The organism is Vibrio breoganii, from assembly GCF_024346795.1.
Taxonomy (GTDB): Bacteria; Pseudomonadota; Gammaproteobacteria; order Enterobacterales; family Vibrionaceae; genus Vibrio; species Vibrio breoganii.
This window is the reverse complement of the sequence record NZ_AP024864.1, coordinates 1342780-1358840: the sequence shown is the minus strand read 5'-3', so window position 1 is coordinate 1358840 and position 16061 is coordinate 1342780. Positions and strand designations below refer to the sequence as shown.

Genomic DNA, 16061 nt, shown 5'->3' with positions numbered 1-16061 from the left:
ATTGCTGGCTAGGTTGGAAGCAGGAAGTTTGCTAGTCTAAACCAATTCAACACCCTTAAGGAAGAGATATGTCTGCATTTCAATCACTCAAAGACCATTTCCAAAAGATTGATAATTTTAACCACCTATCGGCAATCTGCGGATGGGATGCGGCGGCGATGATGCCAAGTGGAGGCAATGAAGCCCGTTCTCGTGCCATGGCAGAGCTATCCGTGCATGTACACAGCTTAAAAACCGAGCCACAACTAGAAGAGTGGTTTGGCAAAGCCTCTGAGCAACCGCTATCAGCTCAAGACAGCGCCGTACTTCAAGAGATGAAGCGAAGCTGGCTTATGTCTAACGTACTGCCCGCCAAGCTGGTAGAAGCGAAATCGTTAGCAGGCTCTAAGTGTGAGCATGCGTGGCGCACGCAAAGAGGTAACGACGATTGGCAGGGGTTTTCGAAAAACTGGCAACCTGTGGTTGAACTGTCTCAAGAAGAAGCGCAAATACGCGCCGAAGCCAGTGGCCTATCTCCTTACGATGCCATGCTCGATATCTTTGAGCCAGGGACAAACAGCGAATCACTTACCCAAATCTTCGATGATGTAAAATCTTGGCTTCCAAGCTTAATAGATACGGTTATTGCTAAACAAAGTACTGAAGCAATTATTGAATCGACGGGCACCTTTGACACCTCAAAACAAAAAGCGCTGGGCCTTGAGGTCATGAAGCTACTTCAGTTTGATTTTAAACACGGGCGCCTCGATGAAAGCGTACACCCTTTCTGTGGCGGCGTGCCAGAGGATGTAAGGATTACCACCCGCTACGATGAAAAAGAATTCATGCAATCGCTGATGGGCATTGTTCATGAAACAGGTCATGCGCGCTATGAGCAGGGCTTACCTTCCTCTCTTTCTGGTAATCCAGCGAGTGAAGCTCGTTCAATGGGGATCCATGAATCACAGTCCTTGTTCTTTGAGATGCAAATTGGGCGCAGCGCTCCTTTTATTGGTCACCTAAGCCAGATGGCCACTAAGCAGTTTATCTCTCATGATCCGGCACTCTTTGAGCCTAGTAATCTGAACAAGCTTTACACACGCGTTAAAAAAGACTTTATCCGCGTTGACGCCGATGAACTCACCTACCCAGCCCACGTTATTCTTCGCTTTGAGATAGAGCGCGACCTCATCAATGGCAAGATCAGCTACAAAGATGTTCCTGAATTATGGGATTCGAAGATGCAGTCTTATCTAGGCCTGTCTACTGCTGGAAACTATAAGAATGGTTGTATGCAGGATATTCACTGGACCGATGGTGCCTTTGGGTATTTCCCAAGTTATACGCTTGGTGCTATGTACGCGGCGCAGTTTATGGCGGCTATGAGAAAAACCGTAGATGTTGATGGCGCACTTCATGCCGGAGACCTAAGCCCTATCTTCACTTGGTTGTCAGATAACATTTGGTCAAAGGGGAGCTTATTAACCACCGATGCACTGGTTAAAGCCGCGACAGGTGAGACACTGAACCCTATTCATTTCAAACAGCATCTGAAAAATCGCTATTTGTAAATTCGTTCAGAGCACCTAATCTAGGTGCTCTGACACGCTTTCTCGTAGGTGACTCTTTGTCTTCACCTAAACGAGCATGTACGAACACATTACCTACAGATATTCGTTTCTCTGTTTTATTGCTTCGCGGTATACCGCATCTGCCACCTTCGCATGCATCTCCTTATCCAGAGCCTCAGGGACAAGATCACCATTAGATGCTAATGCAGATAAGGTTTCTGATACTGCGATTTTCATTTGATGAGTGATTGTTGGAACGTCCGCGGCCAAGGTACCTTTAAATAAACCCGGGAACGCCAGCATATTGTTCACGACCTTGCCACATGTTGCAAAGCTAGCACCATGCTCTATCGCTAGACTTGGTTCTATTTCTGGGTCGGGGTTACTCAACGCCATAATTATTTGCCCTTTTCTGACCATCTCTGGTTTAATAAGGCCTTTTACTCCAGTTGTGGCCACTACCACATCCGCAGTCATCATCACCTCTTCCAAGCTCATAGGCTGGCCACCCATACCGCGAAGCTTTTTCTGAGCATCTTGGTCTAAATCACAACCTACCACTTCTTTAACACCATACTCTAGTAGCAAACTGCAGATTCCCATCCCAGCAGCACCTAGTCCAATCTGACCAAATACTCTCCCTTTAAGATCGATATTGGCTTGTTTAGTCGCCGAAAGAAGTGCTGCTAGTACAACCATAGCGGTACCATGTTGGTCATCATGAAAGACTGGTTTGTTGACCCGCTCGATTAGCTCATCTTCAATTGTAAAGCACTCTGGTGCTTTAATATCCTCTAGTAAAACAGCACCAAAAGATGAAGAAATCGCTTCCACTACTTCGATAATTTTCAAAGGATCTTTCTCTTTTAGCAAAATAGGCACTCCGGAAAGTTCGACCATTTCCGCTAGAATCGCAGCCTTACCCTCCATCACTGGAAGCCCTGCTTCTGGCCCTATATCACCAAGCCCAAGGATAGCGGTACCGTTAGTCACAATTGCAACGGTATTTTGGATATTGGTGTACTCCTTAATCTTATTCGGAGATTGCTGAATTGCCTCACAGACCCGGGCTACACCGGGTGTATATAAGTCACGAAGAATTTCCAACGAATCGATGCTAATCGCAGAGACGGTTTTAATCTTACCTTGCTTATGACGATTGAAAACACGGTCTGATTTACCTGTGATTGAGGTATCTGGCAACTGATTTATCTCGTCGAACAGCTGCTGAATATTCAATGAATCATCATATTCAAGAGTCACTTCCCACACCGTCTCTTTATCGAGACGCGAAACGGCATTCAACCCTTCGACCGTTGCACCAAAGGCACCAATCACGCCCAAAACTTTTGCCATATAACCGGGTTTGTGGGGAGCTTCAACCAATAAAATCTCTACAATATGCATACAAATCTCTTATTATGACTTAAGTAAAACAAGGTCTTACAAAGTCTACAGACTAAGATATGAATCAGTTAGAATTGTTACATAATTGTGATCTAGCAAACACAATAGAGTGTTTATTCTAAAGGATGAGATTTATACAAAAGAGCAGGATAACTAGAAACATTAGGCTAGATTGCTAGTATCCAGCGACAGACGAACTCTAGTCTTTGGGAGTTAATTCGCATGATGAGCTCTCAGAGAGCATGTTCAGACTTGCTGTTTTCAGCTCAGTTCTTGCTTTATATTGGTAATAATCGATTTGAATAGAGGGTCATTTTGATATCTCTTATGGTAGGTGAGTTTCACCCCGATGGACTTGGCTTCAAAAGGTAAATCAAACGCCACCATACCCAATTGTTTAGCAAAAGGTATAAGGCTACGCGTTGTCACCGTAACACTATTGGTTTTGTTCGCTGCTATGATGGCATTGGTCGTACCGTTTGCCGTTGACCCCACACGGCGACTGCCTAACTTTCCAAATAGCTCAACGATGCTTTGGTTATGTCGTCTTATATTGACAAGAATGTGCGTAGCTTCCATGTACTCTTGATACGTAAATGATGACTTTGAATTATGCACACCCACTAATGTTTCCTCTAATACGTCTTCATAAACGAAGGCGCTCTCTTTCAGAGAAAAGTAATCAATCGCTATGTCTACAACTCCAGCTCGTAGATCGGCGTAAATTTGCTCCTCGTAGGCAGGCGACTCCTTAAGGCCAATGTTCGGAACATCACCCAAAAGAAAATAAGCGGTTTCAGCGGCATAAACGTTGAGTGTTTGTTTTGGGGCAAGGCAAGCCTGTATGGCATCGATATGTCGATAAATATTGTCATAGAGCTGCACAGCATCTGGAGAGGGAGAGATACTGCGACCACTACGAATGAAGAGTTGGTAATCCAACGCGGCTTCAAGCTTCTTTATTGAGGCGGTTACGGCAGGTTGCGTCACATCAAGGTAATCGGCAGCGGCTGATAGTGAGCCTTGTTCGTACACCGCTTTAAAGACCTGCAGTAGTTTTAAATCCATACAACATCCTTGTTTAAATACATCTAAATCTTAGTGATGTTTTCAGGAGTATGTCGGATGAAGCTCGCACTTAACAAAAAAGGCGCCAAATATAGCAAAGTATAAAGTGCCCTTCTCTTTTATTAGGTGTCTACTTTATTGAGGTCGTATCACCGCAATGGTTACGGCGCCATCGTAAACATCTCTGTCTGTATGGTAGCGCATAATCTCACCAGTACCGTCTGAGTATCTAGGCTCAAATACATTCCCATCAAAGTAAAATCTTTCATCAAAAGTAAAGACTAAACCTATAGGCCTATGCTCTGAGTCTCGGTTCCAATGTTCAGCAGTACCTATGCGATTGTCATTGATATCCAGCAAATCACCATTAATATCTGTGCTCGCAATGACAATACCGTTCTTAATGAACTCTCCTGAATAATCATTCTCATGATAATACAGAATCCCTTCTTCCTCTCCTTCTACTGGAATATCAAAGCCTGGGTCAACTGCGATTGGATTTTCAATTGCAGGACGATCGTTAGGCGCTGTCGTTTCTGACTCATCACATCCAACAATAAAAAATAGAGCTAAAAGAGGAAGAAGTTTTTTCATAATAAATCTCTGCGTTAGTTTTAAGAGTATTTGCTCTTAAAGGTTTAATACTTCAAAGAACCGTCCCTTGTTCCAATATGCTGACAACAAATTGTCTTCGTTGCGACTTGGGATAATCTTATCTAACTAAAGCAAAAGAATTAATGGGATTTACTTATACTCACTATCAAAGTTTTATAGGAATGCGGATAAAAGGCCGAGCGGATTGCAAATGTAAACGTTCATTATTGATGGAGAGAGCGTGGTCAGTTCAGAAACTCATTTAGCGTAAGTTAGATATCATACGACAGATCATGAAAGTGGCATCGATTATTACGGCCATTATTCTTCACTTTGTATAACGCCTTATCGGCTTGAGAGAATAAACGCTCAAATTGATTTTCTGCCAACGGTGGAACGGTAGTACCACCAATACTTAAAGTGACGTCAAAGGGTGCACCTTCAACCGGCAGTGGTATTGATTTTTGTAGCCTAGTCATGACCTCTTCAACCTCAGTTGGTGACGTATTTGGGCACAGAATAATAAATTCATCCCCGCCCCAGCGAGCCAGTAAGTCATAGCCTCGAGTTTCCTTACGCAAATGCTCTGCAACCAAGACTAAGACCCGATCACCCACTTGATGCCCATATTCATCATTTACTTTTTTAAAGTGATCAATATCGACAAGGATCATTGAGGTGTCCGTCAAATAGCGCAATGAGCGCTCTAGTTCCTTTTTGGACAATTGTTCGATTGCTCGCTTATTGAAGGTATTCGTTAACGGTTCTATCTCAGCCATGCGCCTTTGCCTGCGGAACATATTGTGAATACCATACGCAATGAGCGCGAGGCCAAGCAAGGCCAATACATCACCTACAAACACATCTACAAATACATTGCCATGGGTGACCGACTGAAATTGATATACCTCTTCTAAGAACTCATAAGACTTGCAAGCCATTAATGACAGCAGACCCAGCTTTACAGTGTATTCAAGTGTGGTACGACCGAACACATAGATCGTTGTCAGCAAAATTAAAGAAGCGGACTCCAACAGAAAGTTCGTTTTATCAAGAATTTGAAAATTAAGGAATAAATAGGCAGGAAACAGTGCACTAATGGCTATCAATAGATAGTTCATAAAAGATCGCTCTAACCAATACAAAGTGAAAGTATTGGTTTGTAGAGCCTATTTTTAAGAAATGGGAAAACACTGAATTCGGTCATTTTAAACACTGAGGTCTCGACTAGATAAGAAATTAATCTTAATACCTTGTTACAAATGTAGCAAATTGACCTTCACACTTCTGGAAGGAAATGATTGTTTTAAAGTTTATCTTATAGCTCGCAGCGTGTTACTAGTAGATGCCCCTGTATCTATTTGTTGGCTGATCTACTTAAACAGAGAATGAATTTAGGCAGTTTGCCATGCAGTCACTCTTTAGGAGAGCACATGAAACATCATCATATTGTTACTGAAACTGAATTAACAGGGAGTCTATTAACCGCTATATCACAGTTTCTAAACCCGGTGAAACAGTCATAGAGCAGCAAGTCATCAAATCGAAGAGTAAACACGGTAAGCCGTACACTCTAAGGTCAAGTGCCCTGACCTACTCTCACTTTTAAAAACCGTCCTCTCAATAACACCACATTCAGAGAACGTTTTATCCTTCATTGAACAAAACTTGTTATTCAGTCCACTCTACTTATGATGGGCAAGCAAGGCTTTAGTACACAAACGTGTCAGTTCTTTGTTTTCGTCTTCAGTCAAACAGTCCATGAACTCGATACGGGTTTCGATAACCACTTCACTGCACACCTTTTTGATCTCTTCGCCACTTTCAGTCAAAGCAAGCAACTTAGTTTTCTGATTATTATCGTCTTTCATTGTCTTTACCCAGCCACGCTTTACCATGTTATCCACAGTGCGTTTTGCCGTACTTCTATCGTACATGAGGTAGTCCGCCAGGCTTTGCTGCTTGATGGGCTGATTCTCAAAAATAATATGCATCCCTAGCAACATCTCAAGAGTAACATCAGCGTGCTCGCGTAACTTCCCATGAACTAGGTTTCGATGAAGTCGGGTTAACACCGTCATCAAGAATAATGGGCTGTTCTCTAGAACCGGCAATCGGCGTAGATCTTTTGCAAAAATAGAGTCAGTAGACATAGTGAGTTCTCATTCCAAAAAGAAAGTCTTACTCTTCTTTTTATTGTTGTTTATACAACAATAGCAAAGATCATAGAAAATGTCTTGTTTTCAGACCACTGAACAATTGCCGTACTTCCCTTACCCACATCCTATTTAAGTTATTGATAATATGTACAAATTAAACTTTGATCATAAATTGCTCATTTTATTGTTGCACAAGCAACATGATTTATTTATAGTGAGCATATTGTTGAGGATGCAACATAAAGTGCAGGACGCAAAAACGATTAACTAAAAGAGACTTACATGAAAAAAGTAATCTTTAATGTATACGCTGCGGCACTCGCTTCTATTGCCATATTTTGTGCCATTTTAATGACTGAACCTGGCCAATCTCTGGCTGTGCCAAGAGACTGGGTTCTGGGTTATTACAAGAACCTTTCCGTATTTATCACGCTACAACTTATAGCCTTAGCAGGCTTATGGATTCTTAGCGAGAAGTGGAAGATGTGGAACCGAAAGCTGATGTCTTTAGCAACTATTGGTGTGTTCCTCACTTTCTGGGCTGAGTCTCACGCAATGCCAACGGCATTCCCTACTGAACAATTTAACGCTGAGTATTTCACTGTTGAAGAGGCGGATGAAAAGATCCCTGCCGAAGATCAGCGTGTCTACGTGGTAAAGCAAGGTGATGAAGTGCGTATTTTCCCTCGCTACCACATCCAGTTGCCACACGTTGCAGGTTGGAAGAATGAAGACACCGATTACGCTATTACGTTTTGCGGCCTGTCCAATCTGGCTATGGTTGTGGAAACAGACTACGGGTTGGGCGAAGCTGACTTACAAGTATTAGGTCAAGCTCACAATAACCTGATATTTAAAGATGTGAATAACGGTACGGCTATCCAGCAAGCAACCATGCAGTCTGAATTTACCGACCACAATACCAAAGTTATTCCTAACACTATGATGGATTGGGAAGAAGCAAAAGCGTTATATCCTGAAGCACAAGTCTATCTCTATGGTGCTGACCGTATGATTGATGGTCTGTTATATGACCTATTCGAGCAACCACTTATCGATCAGCGTGATTTGGACAATGAAAAATTTATCTTCCCGACATTGTCGCTCACTGATCAGCGCATGAATCCTAAGACAGAGATCTTTGGTTACGATAACGGTGAAGGACAGCAGATAGCGATAGACCCTAACTTTGCTCGCGACAACGATGGTTACCAGTTTGAGTTTGGCAACGAGACACTAAGAATTGAAACTGATGGCAGTATCGTTCGTCTGGTAAACGCGGAAACCATGCAGCAAGTACCTACTCATAACGGCTTCCACTTTGGTATTTGGGCTGAGTACTTCCCTGAGTCTGAGGTTCTTCAGTAATTAATGAATACTAGGAATAGTCCATATTCTTTATGGGCTATTGTGAGCACAACGAAAATGTGACACCTTTTAGAGAGACTAATTAACTCTCTGATTTATATAAGTAGATATAGCACTAACCCACTACGAAAGGGGCTTTATGTTCTGCTGTATTAATAGATGGATTTATTTCGAAGCGGCTCAAGGGCTCTAAATTAGACAAGCTTTATTTTAAAGCATTAATAAACCCCATAACTACCCTGACAAGATGCTCTTGTCAGTGAGTATTATTGATAAAACGTTTCTGGAGAAATCATGTTCAAACACTATTCCATCGTTGCTTTAGCTTTCTTATTATCGGCGTGTACCACCGCTCCACAAAAGGGTGATACCGTACTTGAAACGCGAGTCTTAGAGTCCAATACCATCACAACCACAGCCGCTGTCATTGATATCGATTATGACGAGCGCTCAGTCACCATTGAGAATCAAAACCGTATTGTCGTGCTATACGTAACACCTGAAGTTACTCGCTTTGACGATATTAAGGTTGGGGATTTTGTGACCACTGAATATACAGAAACTGTCGCAGTGCATGTACAGACTCAAGATGGTGAGACGCGTATTCAAACCTCTGGTGACTTAGACAAGGCGAAAGAGAGTGTTGATGCAATGGAACAAGTTCAAGTGGTATCGGATATTTTAGCTATTGATACTACCTTGGGTAACGTCACCTTAAAACAGCCGCACGGTGGTGAACTGACTCTACCGGTTGAATACCCAGAAAATCTAAACAATGTCTCTGTTGGCGACCAGGTAGTGATGACCTACACCAAAGCCGTGGTTATCTCCATTGACAATCAATCTGAAGAGATGCCCGTTACTCGATAATAAAGGGCCGTAATTCCGCTTTTTATTACCTAAAGCCTAACTTAACCGTTAGGCTTTTTTGTTTCCGTCATCCTTATATGGCTAACGATGTACTGCTAAAATGGAACAGCAAACATCAACACACCCTAGGATGCGTAAATGAAGTTAACCCGATGCAGTTCTTTTCTTGGCCTATTGCTCGTCAGTAACGTCTATGCTGGTCAGCAAGTTGTTCAATTGGAGGATGGTCGCCAAGCTGTACTCAACGACGATTTTACTTGGAAATACTTAGACGTCTCCAGTGATGAGAAAGTAACAAACCCCACCTCTGTGGTCTCAAGCGACCTCCCTACTGCAGCGCCAATGGCCACATCCGTTGCAGCCTCAACTTCTTTGGTCGCAGGTGCCAGCATAGTTGTGCTTGATGGCGACAATACCCAAGTTACAGTAGAGCACTCAGGCGTAGAGATTAACCTTGTCGGTACGCAATGGAATGACGGCTATTTAGTCATTGACACTGAGATCACCAACAATGGTCTGCAGGCAGTGATAAAGGCTGACCTCAAGATTGATGTTTACGACCTGCAAGGCAACTTACTTGCGAGCGAAGAACACGCGGCGTTTCGTTCTATCAAACGCATGGCGGACACCTATCTTCGCCCTCAACAGACCAAGCAAGGCTCGACGATAAAGATAGAGTTACCACAACAAGAACAGTATCAAATTCTTACTGAAATCAGTGAGTTAGATCATCGAGGATAATCTGCTTTTTCGTTCAAGCTATGTCTTTGCACTACTTTACATTAGCTTACACTGATATTCATTCAGGGACCTATGTTTAAGATGTACAAACAAACGAGGACAGAGCCATGAAAAGCAAATTAACACTATCCATCCTAGCACTTCTTGGTCTTTCAATTGCACTGGGTGTTAATGCGGCAGGACAAGCACGCGGAATGAAAAGCGATAGTCCAATGCCTAACTTTACTGCAATGGATACCAACAGTGATAACAAAGTGAGTGCCGATGAATTCAACGCTTTTAAAGCGCAGCGCATGCAACAACGCGCTAGCGAAGGACGACAAATGAAAAATGTCTCTAAAGCGGCGACCTTCGATACCCTAGATACAAACGGTGACGGTTATATCGACCAAACAGAGTGTCAAAACCAGCCTAAAAACGGAGGTTACAGTAAAGGTGGTCGAGGAAAAAACTCATAACTGGTGAAATAAAAAAGAGAGTGCCCAACATGTTGAGTACTCTCTTTAACTTGTAGCTGATAGCTTTCAGCTAGTGGCTATAAATTATAAACCCGTTGTCATATGCAAACTATAAAACAGCCCACGACCGATAAGCTCAGAAACCCAAATAAGTACCAGCGCAACGCCAAGATTAATTGGGTTTACTGACGCTTTGTTAATTAATGGCATAATCCAAATCAGCAAACCAAACACTAATAGTGCCACTTGCAGCAGCAAGTAGAAGCCTAAGCCGTCTACCAATTCTGAAGCCTTGACTACTGATGACTGAATATCACCAATTAGCGTCATCTTACCCACTGTCGCCAGCAAGCTGATACCAATAGCAATAACCGCAAGGATTGCAATGTTACGATCGACAGTGAACTTACTATCGTTTGCAAACACAATCACCCATTGCGAGAACAGCAAGCCCGTAACCACAATGGTCATCACAAAGCTCATTGGCGTATAGATGTTGTTCCAGGTCGGTACCGTATCAATCATGTAAACGCGGATCATCGAGTACATGAAGATAATGCCCAAAGCCATAGCCACCAGCATCAGCAGTTTCTGCACACCAGCGCCGCCCTTTTTAAGCACAGACAGTAGCCATTGCAAGCCACCTACAGTAAAGAAAGCTGCGCCAAAAAAGACTTCATTGGATAGCCAAGCTGAGCCCAGCATATTAAATGCATTAAATGCTCTTAGCGGAGAGCCAAGGTGAGTGGTAGAAAACAGAAAGCCAATACCCATGATTGCCCAAAGGAAAAACATCGGTACTTTATAGCTGTTTATCTTGTCCTCGTCATAACCTTTAGCAAGAGCGCGCGCACTGACTAGCAGATATCCGCCCACAGCAGTTTGTGCAAGAACGGTAAAAAAGATCAAAGACCATTCGTGAAAGATCATCTTACACCTCCTTAGGGTTAGCTAGGAAACCGCTAGTATCGCCGGTCGCTTTCGCATTCTTGTTAAGCTTAATAACGATGTTAGGTAGCGTTTGGGTTGACGATGGCAAAGGCGCCACATCAGCAGTCGCACCGTATTTTTCACGAAGGGTGTTAATCTCACCAAACTCCAATGCACGAAGAGGACAAGACTCTACACACATAGGTTGCATGCCTTGACCTACACGCTCGTAACAGCCGTCGCACTTAGTCATATGGCCTTTCTTCGCATTGTATTGCGGAGCGCCGTATGGACACGCATTCGCACAGTGTTGACAGCCAATGCAGATGTCTTCGTTCACTACCACTAAACCGTCTTCATCACGCTTGTGCATCGCACCCGATGGGCACACCTTAACGCACGCTGGATTGGCACAGTGGTTACAAGCGATAGAAAGATAGTAAGAGAACACATCTTTCTGCACCCAGGTATCGCCATCTTGAACAAAACCACCACCCGCATATTCATAAATGCGACGATAGTTGCTCTTAACATCTAGGTCTCGATAATCTTTACAAGCAAGCTGGCAAGTTTTACAACCTGTGCATTTACTTGAGTCTATGTAAAAGCCGTATTGTTTCATTACTTCCTACCTTATGCTTTGCTCAATGCTTTGATTTGAACGAGATTCGTGTGTTGCGGGTTACCCTTCGCCAATGGACTTGGTCTTTGGGTGGTAAGCACGTTGATAGAGCCCGCATGATCGATTTTCTGACCATCTGGGGCATACCAAGCGCCCTCACCTAACGCAACAACGCGAGGTAGGATACGTGGCGTCACCTTAGCCGCAATATGCACTTCACCACGGTCGTTGAAGATACTGACCATATCGCCATTCTTAATTCCACGCTCTTCGGCATCAATTGGATTAATCCAAACCTCTTGAGGAGCAGCAGCTTTTAGTAAAGCAACATTGCCATACGTTGAGTGCGTTCTCGCCTTGTAGTGGAAACCGGTCATCTGCAATGGATAGGTATCAATTTTCGGGTCATTGTGACCTTCAAACGCATCGGCATAGACAGGAAGTGGGTGAATCACATCCCCTTCTTTTAGCTCCCAAGTTGCCGCAATCTCGGCAAGTGCTTCAGAGTAGATCTCAATTTTCCCACTTGGCGTGTTAAGCGGGTTCGCTTGCGGATCCTTACGGAAGTCTTCATAAGCGATGTAGTCACGATTGTACTGACGCTTATAAATACCCAGCTCTTTCATCTCTTCAAAGGTCGGTAGAGATGGGTCTTGCTTACGAGTCTCAGCATACAAGTGCTCAACCCACTCTTCTTGGGTTCTACCTTCGGTAAACTCTTGCTCTACGCCCATGCGTTTTGCAAGCTGCGAACACATTTCATAGATACTTTTGGCTTCAAACTGTGGTTCAATCGCTTTTTGCGCGTAGATAAAGTACGGCGCATTCGCCGCTTTACCGTCCATTGCCCAGTCATCTTGCTCTGAAGTAGTGAGATCAGGAAGAATGATATCTGCGTATTTTGCCGATGACGTCATATGGTTATCTACCACCACAATCATCTCACACGCCTTATCATCTTGTAGGATGTCGTGGGTGCGGTTGATATCAGAGTGCTGGTTGATCAAGCAGTTACCTGCATAGTTCCAGATCATCTTGATTGGATTTTGCAGACGCTCTACACCACGTACGCCGTCGGTTTTATCGGTCATTTCTTCATGACGATAAATAGCGTCCGTCCATAGGAACATAGAGATAGAAGCTTTAACAGGGTTTGGTACCGTAGGAAAACGCACAAACGGAATGTTAATATCACTCTCACGAGCACCCGTTGAACCGCCTGCGACACCCACAGAACCTGTTAGCAAAGAAAGCATTGCGATAGCGCGGCAAGCTAGCTCACCATTTGCGGTACGCTGTAATCCCCAGCCTTGGTGAATAGCACATGGCTTGTTAGTGCCCATCTCACGAGCAAGCTTAACAATGGTGTCAACCGGAATACCGGTGATCTTAGAGGCCCACTCAGGAGTTTTTTCAATACCGTCTGCGTCTTTACCTAGGATGTAAGACTTGTAATCACTGTTCTTAGGCGCAGAAGCCGGCAGTGTTTTCTCGTCGTAGCCCACACAGTATTTATCCAAGAACTCTTGGTCTACCAAGTCTTCTGTGATCATCACATAAGCCACACCCGCAACCAGCGCAGCATCGGTGGATGGACGAATTGGAATCCATTGGTCTTCACGGCCACCGGCGGTATCGGTGTACCTTGGATCAATGATGATGGTTTTCGCGTTAGATTTGTTTTTGCTCTCCACGTAGTGATGGATCAGACCACCACCAGACATGCGAGTTTCTGCCGGGTTGTTACCAAACTGAACATTCAGTTTAGTGTTCGCCAGATCAGAGAAAGAGTTGTTGTTTGCCCAACCGCCGTAGGTGTAGCTCAGTCCCTTGGCAATCTGTGCCGTAGAATAATCGCCATAGTGGTTTAAGTAACCACCAGAAAGGTTCATCAAGCGTGCAATAAGCGTTTGTGCTGGCGGCCATGACTTAGTCACTGTGCCACCTAAGGTACCTGTACCATAGTTTAGGTAGATAGAGTCGTTACCGTAATCTTTGATAAGACGCTGCATTGTACCCGCAACCTCATCGTACGCCTCTTCCCACGTGATTCGCTTAAATTTGCCCTCACCACGCTTGCCTACGCGCTTCATTGGGTATTTCAAACGGTCAGGGTTGTAGACGCGGCGACGCATTGAACGGCCACGCAAACAGGCGCGAACCTGCGTACTTTCACCGTACACATCACTGCCCGTGTTATCCGTTTCTACGTATTTGATTTCACCATCTTGTACGTGCATACGCAGTGGACAGCGAGAGCCACAGTTTACTGTACATGCACTCCACACCACTTTTTCATCAGAACTTTGTTGGACGGCTGCTGATACTGGGCTGGATTTAAATGGAAGGCTGATACCACTGGCCAGCGCTGCAACACCCCCTACTGCTGAAGACGCTTTTATGAAGCCTCTTCGAGTAAGGTTCATTACGCCTGACTCTTGATTATTTTTTGTCATTCTAAGGTGCCTTTGCTCTAGTAATTACTACTACTTTATAGTTAGTGGGATAATTGACACCTATAGAAAAACTCTTGATTGATTGATATCAAGAACAGTTCAAAAATAGTTTTAACGTGCTAGAACTTAGAGGCAAGCCGTAGACAGTGAAACGAATTTAAATATACTGACTCGTCATCATCTATGTGGATTTATACGAATGATTCTCAATACAGCTAAGCTCGTCGGTTCCCTCTTTTATGAGCGCTGGACAAAACAAGAATTGGCCCATGTTTTAGCCGCTCTGGCTGAAGAACACGTCGTTTCCCAGCCATGTATTGATGCGCTAGAGGCGCAATCTGAAGAAGCACTTGAGCACAGTTTTTCCCACCTTTTTGAAGGCCTAGGCGATATGCCAGCTCCTCCATGGGGTTCAGTGTATCTTGATAAAGACCGAGTGGTCTTTGGCGAATCGACCGTGGAGTATCGTGCATTTCTTACAAGCCACGGAATATTGCTCGACACGGGCTTGAGAGAGCCAGAAGACCAGTTTGGTTTGACCTTGTACGCTTTTTCTCAATTGCTTAGCGAGGACAAAGAACAAGCGGCCAAACACCTACTTGAATACCACCTGCTTCCTTGGGCACTCCCTTATTTAGACTTGCTTGCTGAAAAAGCCGATAACCCGTTCTACTGCGTATTGGCTGGTGATATAAAAACTTGGCTGATGCAAGTTTCAAATGAATTACAATTAAACATTGTAAATAGAAAGCTGTATCTCGATTAACTATGACTGACGCTATTGATACGAATCGCAGAGGCTTCTTAACCCGTTTATCCAAACCGGTTACCTCGCTAAGTGCGCAAGCTGAACCGACCCCAAGGGTAGCGGCTCGCCCCCCACAAGCGGTGGATGAAGCGCTATTTACTCGTCTGTGTGACGGGTGCGGAAAATGCGCAGATGCTTGTCCTAACAGTATCGTGCACATTCGTGAAGGCCTTGCACGTATCGATATGGACTACAACGAATGTAGCCTGTGCCAAGAATGCACTAAGGTGTGTCCCACTGGCGCGCTCAATGTAAACATTGAAGCTCACATAGACCTTATTCCAAGCTTTTCACAAGGGTGCGATAACTACCTTCAGCTTGCGTGTACTTTATGCCAGTCCAGCTGCACTCTCGCCGCGATTCAAATAGAGGAAGATGAACTGCCAAGGCTTGATACCGCTCTATGTAACGGCTGCGGACAATGCCAATCTTCGTGTTACGTCAACGCCATATCCATGGTGGCAAGTTAAATCTAAAGATAAAAAAAATGCTCCTAAATAGGAGCATTTTTCATTCTAAATTGGGTATTACAAAAAGTGGAATGTTGCGTTTAGCGTAAACGAATCAATGTTGCCAGCATCACCGACTTCAAAGTTTTGGTATCCCGCACCCACTGAAATCATATCAATGACGAAGTACTCTACGCCTACGCCATACATCAGATCGTAGCCGTCATCGTTACTGGAACTAGTTTGGCCACTCACATCGTAGCGGTTTGCACCAAGGCGACCGTAAATGTGCACAGGACCTAGGTCTACACTTGGTTTAATACCCACGTAGAAAGAGTCAGCATCGTACTCTTGTCCATCAAACTTAAATTTACCGTGATTCCAATAGCCTGCTTCAATACCGATGATCGGTAAGATACCTGTACCTACATGTAGGCCAAATGTAGTGTTGTCATCGCTACCGAAAGAAGCTTGACCTACTGCACCACCCGCGTATAACCATGAATCTGCAGCTGCCATAGACGAAACACTCATCAGACCAATGGCAAGAGCATGTTTAACGTACTTCATTCTAACTTCCT

At 44.0% G+C, this 16061-nt stretch carries 16 protein-coding genes; 7 read left to right on the top strand and 9 right to left on the bottom strand.

Going from position 1 to position 16061, the window contains the following annotated elements; all coding sequences use genetic code 11:
• Positions 1 to 68: 68 nt before the first annotated feature.
• Positions 69 to 1550 carry a carboxypeptidase M32 gene (locus OCU35_RS06320; RefSeq protein ID WP_261825868.1) on the top strand — a complete coding sequence of 494 codons (1482 nt, stop codon included), beginning with the start codon at positions 69 to 71 and terminating at the stop codon, positions 1548 to 1550.
• 93 nt (positions 1551 to 1643) lie between these two features.
• On the opposite strand, the gene OCU35_RS06315 is transcribed toward OCU35_RS06320, so the two are convergent.
• From OCU35_RS06315 to OCU35_RS06295, 5 genes are all read right to left on the bottom strand, one after another.
• The gene (locus tag OCU35_RS06315; protein ID WP_017027052.1) at positions 1644 to 2957 is read right to left on the bottom strand and encodes a malic enzyme-like NAD(P)-binding protein; all 1314 of its coding nucleotides are present in this window, start codon (positions 2955 to 2957) and stop codon (positions 1644 to 1646) included.
• 261 nt (positions 2958 to 3218) lie between these two features.
• Positions 3219 to 4025 carry a LysR family transcriptional regulator gene (locus OCU35_RS06310; protein ID WP_102382500.1) on the bottom strand — a complete coding sequence of 269 codons (807 nt, stop codon included), beginning with the start codon at positions 4023 to 4025 and terminating at the stop codon, positions 3219 to 3221.
• 135 nt (positions 4026 to 4160) lie between these two features.
• On the bottom strand, positions 4161 to 4619 hold the full coding sequence (locus OCU35_RS06305) for a hypothetical protein (RefSeq protein WP_261825867.1): 459 nt from the start codon (positions 4617 to 4619) through the stop codon (positions 4161 to 4163).
• A 272-nt stretch (positions 4620 to 4891) separates the two neighbouring features.
• Positions 4892 to 5740 carry a GGDEF domain-containing protein gene (locus tag OCU35_RS06300; protein WP_261825866.1) on the bottom strand — a complete coding sequence of 283 codons (849 nt, stop codon included), beginning with the start codon at positions 5738 to 5740 and terminating at the stop codon, positions 4892 to 4894.
• Between the two features lie 564 nt (positions 5741 to 6304).
• Entirely contained in the window at positions 6305 to 6772 is a 468-nt protein-coding gene (locus tag OCU35_RS06295; RefSeq protein WP_017030591.1) for a MarR family transcriptional regulator, read from the bottom strand.
• Positions 6773 to 7060: 288 nt separating this feature from the next.
• On the opposite strand from OCU35_RS06295, the gene OCU35_RS06290 reads away from it, so the two are divergent.
• The 4 genes from OCU35_RS06290 (at position 7061) to OCU35_RS06275 (ending at position 10215) form a co-directional block, all read left to right on the top strand.
• Entirely contained in the window at positions 7061 to 8146 is a 1086-nt protein-coding gene (locus OCU35_RS06290) for a DUF3179 domain-containing protein (protein WP_261825865.1), read from the top strand.
• Positions 8147 to 8440: 294 nt separating this feature from the next.
• On the top strand, positions 8441 to 9016 hold the full coding sequence (locus tag OCU35_RS06285; protein ID WP_240696228.1) for a hypothetical protein: 576 nt from the start codon (positions 8441 to 8443) through the stop codon (positions 9014 to 9016).
• 138 nt (positions 9017 to 9154) lie between these two features.
• Entirely contained in the window at positions 9155 to 9757 is a 603-nt protein-coding gene (locus OCU35_RS06280; RefSeq protein ID WP_261825864.1) for a DUF3157 family protein, read from the top strand.
• A 107-nt stretch (positions 9758 to 9864) separates the two neighbouring features.
• Positions 9865 to 10215, top strand: coding sequence for an EF-hand domain-containing protein (locus OCU35_RS06275; protein WP_102427316.1), 351 nt, complete (start codon positions 9865 to 9867; stop codon positions 10213 to 10215).
• An 84-nt stretch (positions 10216 to 10299) separates the two neighbouring features.
• On the opposite strand, the gene OCU35_RS06270 is transcribed toward OCU35_RS06275, so the two are convergent.
• Genes OCU35_RS06270 through OCU35_RS06260 form a run of 3 tightly spaced genes read right to left on the bottom strand, consistent with a single transcriptional unit; the run spans position 10300 to position 14223 of the window.
• On the bottom strand, positions 10300 to 11145 hold the full coding sequence (locus OCU35_RS06270) for a dimethyl sulfoxide reductase anchor subunit family protein (RefSeq protein WP_261825863.1): 846 nt from the start codon (positions 11143 to 11145) through the stop codon (positions 10300 to 10302).
• Position 11146: 1 nt separating this feature from the next.
• Entirely contained in the window at positions 11147 to 11767 is a 621-nt protein-coding gene (locus OCU35_RS06265) for a DMSO/selenate family reductase complex B subunit (protein WP_261825862.1), read from the bottom strand.
• 11 nt (positions 11768 to 11778) lie between these two features.
• A complete protein-coding gene (locus OCU35_RS06260; protein ID WP_017027061.1) occupies positions 11779 to 14223 on the bottom strand; it encodes a DmsA/YnfE/YnfF family dimethyl sulfoxide reductase in 2445 nt (814 codons plus the stop codon).
• Between the two features lie 199 nt (positions 14224 to 14422).
• Between OCU35_RS06260 and OCU35_RS06255 the strand changes: the two genes are divergently transcribed.
• Positions 14423 to 14989: a molecular chaperone TorD family protein gene (locus OCU35_RS06255; RefSeq protein ID WP_261825861.1), complete on the top strand. Its 567-nt coding sequence runs from the start codon at positions 14423 to 14425 to the stop codon at positions 14987 to 14989.
• Between the two features lie 2 nt (positions 14990 to 14991).
• Positions 14992 to 15501, top strand: coding sequence for a ferredoxin-type protein NapF (napF, locus tag OCU35_RS06250; protein ID WP_017030584.1), 510 nt, complete (start codon positions 14992 to 14994; stop codon positions 15499 to 15501).
• Between the two features lie 57 nt (positions 15502 to 15558).
• On the opposite strand, the gene OCU35_RS06245 is transcribed toward napF, so the two are convergent.
• Positions 15559 to 16050 carry an outer membrane beta-barrel protein gene (locus OCU35_RS06245; protein WP_261825860.1) on the bottom strand — a complete coding sequence of 164 codons (492 nt, stop codon included), beginning with the start codon at positions 16048 to 16050 and terminating at the stop codon, positions 15559 to 15561.
• Positions 16051 to 16061 lie beyond the last annotated feature (11 nt).

What these genes read in the sequence shown, in the direction of transcription:
- OCU35_RS06320 (WP_261825868.1), top strand. Translation starts at nt 69, where the DNA reads ATGTCTGCATTTCAATCACTCAAAGACCATTTCCAAAAGATTGATAAT.
- OCU35_RS06315 (WP_017027052.1), bottom strand. Translation starts at nt 2,957, where the DNA reads ATGCATATTGTAGAGATTTTATTGGTTGAAGCTCCCCACAAACCCGGT.
- OCU35_RS06310 (WP_102382500.1), bottom strand. Translation starts at nt 4,025, where the DNA reads ATGGATTTAAAACTACTGCAGGTCTTTAAAGCGGTGTACGAACAAGGC.
- OCU35_RS06305 (WP_261825867.1), bottom strand. Translation starts at nt 4,619, where the DNA reads ATGAAAAAACTTCTTCCTCTTTTAGCTCTATTTTTTATTGTTGGATGT.
- OCU35_RS06300 (WP_261825866.1), bottom strand. Translation starts at nt 5,740, where the DNA reads ATGAACTATCTATTGATAGCCATTAGTGCACTGTTTCCTGCCTATTTA.
- OCU35_RS06295 (WP_017030591.1), bottom strand. Translation starts at nt 6,772, where the DNA reads ATGTCTACTGACTCTATTTTTGCAAAAGATCTACGCCGATTGCCGGTT.
- OCU35_RS06290 (WP_261825865.1), top strand. Translation starts at nt 7,061, where the DNA reads ATGAAAAAAGTAATCTTTAATGTATACGCTGCGGCACTCGCTTCTATT.
- OCU35_RS06285 (WP_240696228.1), top strand. Translation starts at nt 8,441, where the DNA reads ATGTTCAAACACTATTCCATCGTTGCTTTAGCTTTCTTATTATCGGCG.
- OCU35_RS06280 (WP_261825864.1), top strand. Translation starts at nt 9,155, where the DNA reads ATGAAGTTAACCCGATGCAGTTCTTTTCTTGGCCTATTGCTCGTCAGT.
- OCU35_RS06275 (WP_102427316.1), top strand. Translation starts at nt 9,865, where the DNA reads ATGAAAAGCAAATTAACACTATCCATCCTAGCACTTCTTGGTCTTTCA.
- OCU35_RS06270 (WP_261825863.1), bottom strand. Translation starts at nt 11,145, where the DNA reads ATGATCTTTCACGAATGGTCTTTGATCTTTTTTACCGTTCTTGCACAA.
- OCU35_RS06265 (WP_261825862.1), bottom strand. Translation starts at nt 11,767, where the DNA reads ATGAAACAATACGGCTTTTACATAGACTCAAGTAAATGCACAGGTTGT.
- OCU35_RS06260 (WP_017027061.1), bottom strand. Translation starts at nt 14,223, where the DNA reads ATGACAAAAAATAATCAAGAGTCAGGCGTAATGAACCTTACTCGAAGA.
- OCU35_RS06255 (WP_261825861.1), top strand. Translation starts at nt 14,423, where the DNA reads ATGATTCTCAATACAGCTAAGCTCGTCGGTTCCCTCTTTTATGAGCGC.
- napF (WP_017030584.1), top strand. Translation starts at nt 14,992, where the DNA reads ATGACTGACGCTATTGATACGAATCGCAGAGGCTTCTTAACCCGTTTA.
- OCU35_RS06245 (WP_261825860.1), bottom strand. Translation starts at nt 16,050, where the DNA reads ATGAAGTACGTTAAACATGCTCTTGCCATTGGTCTGATGAGTGTTTCG.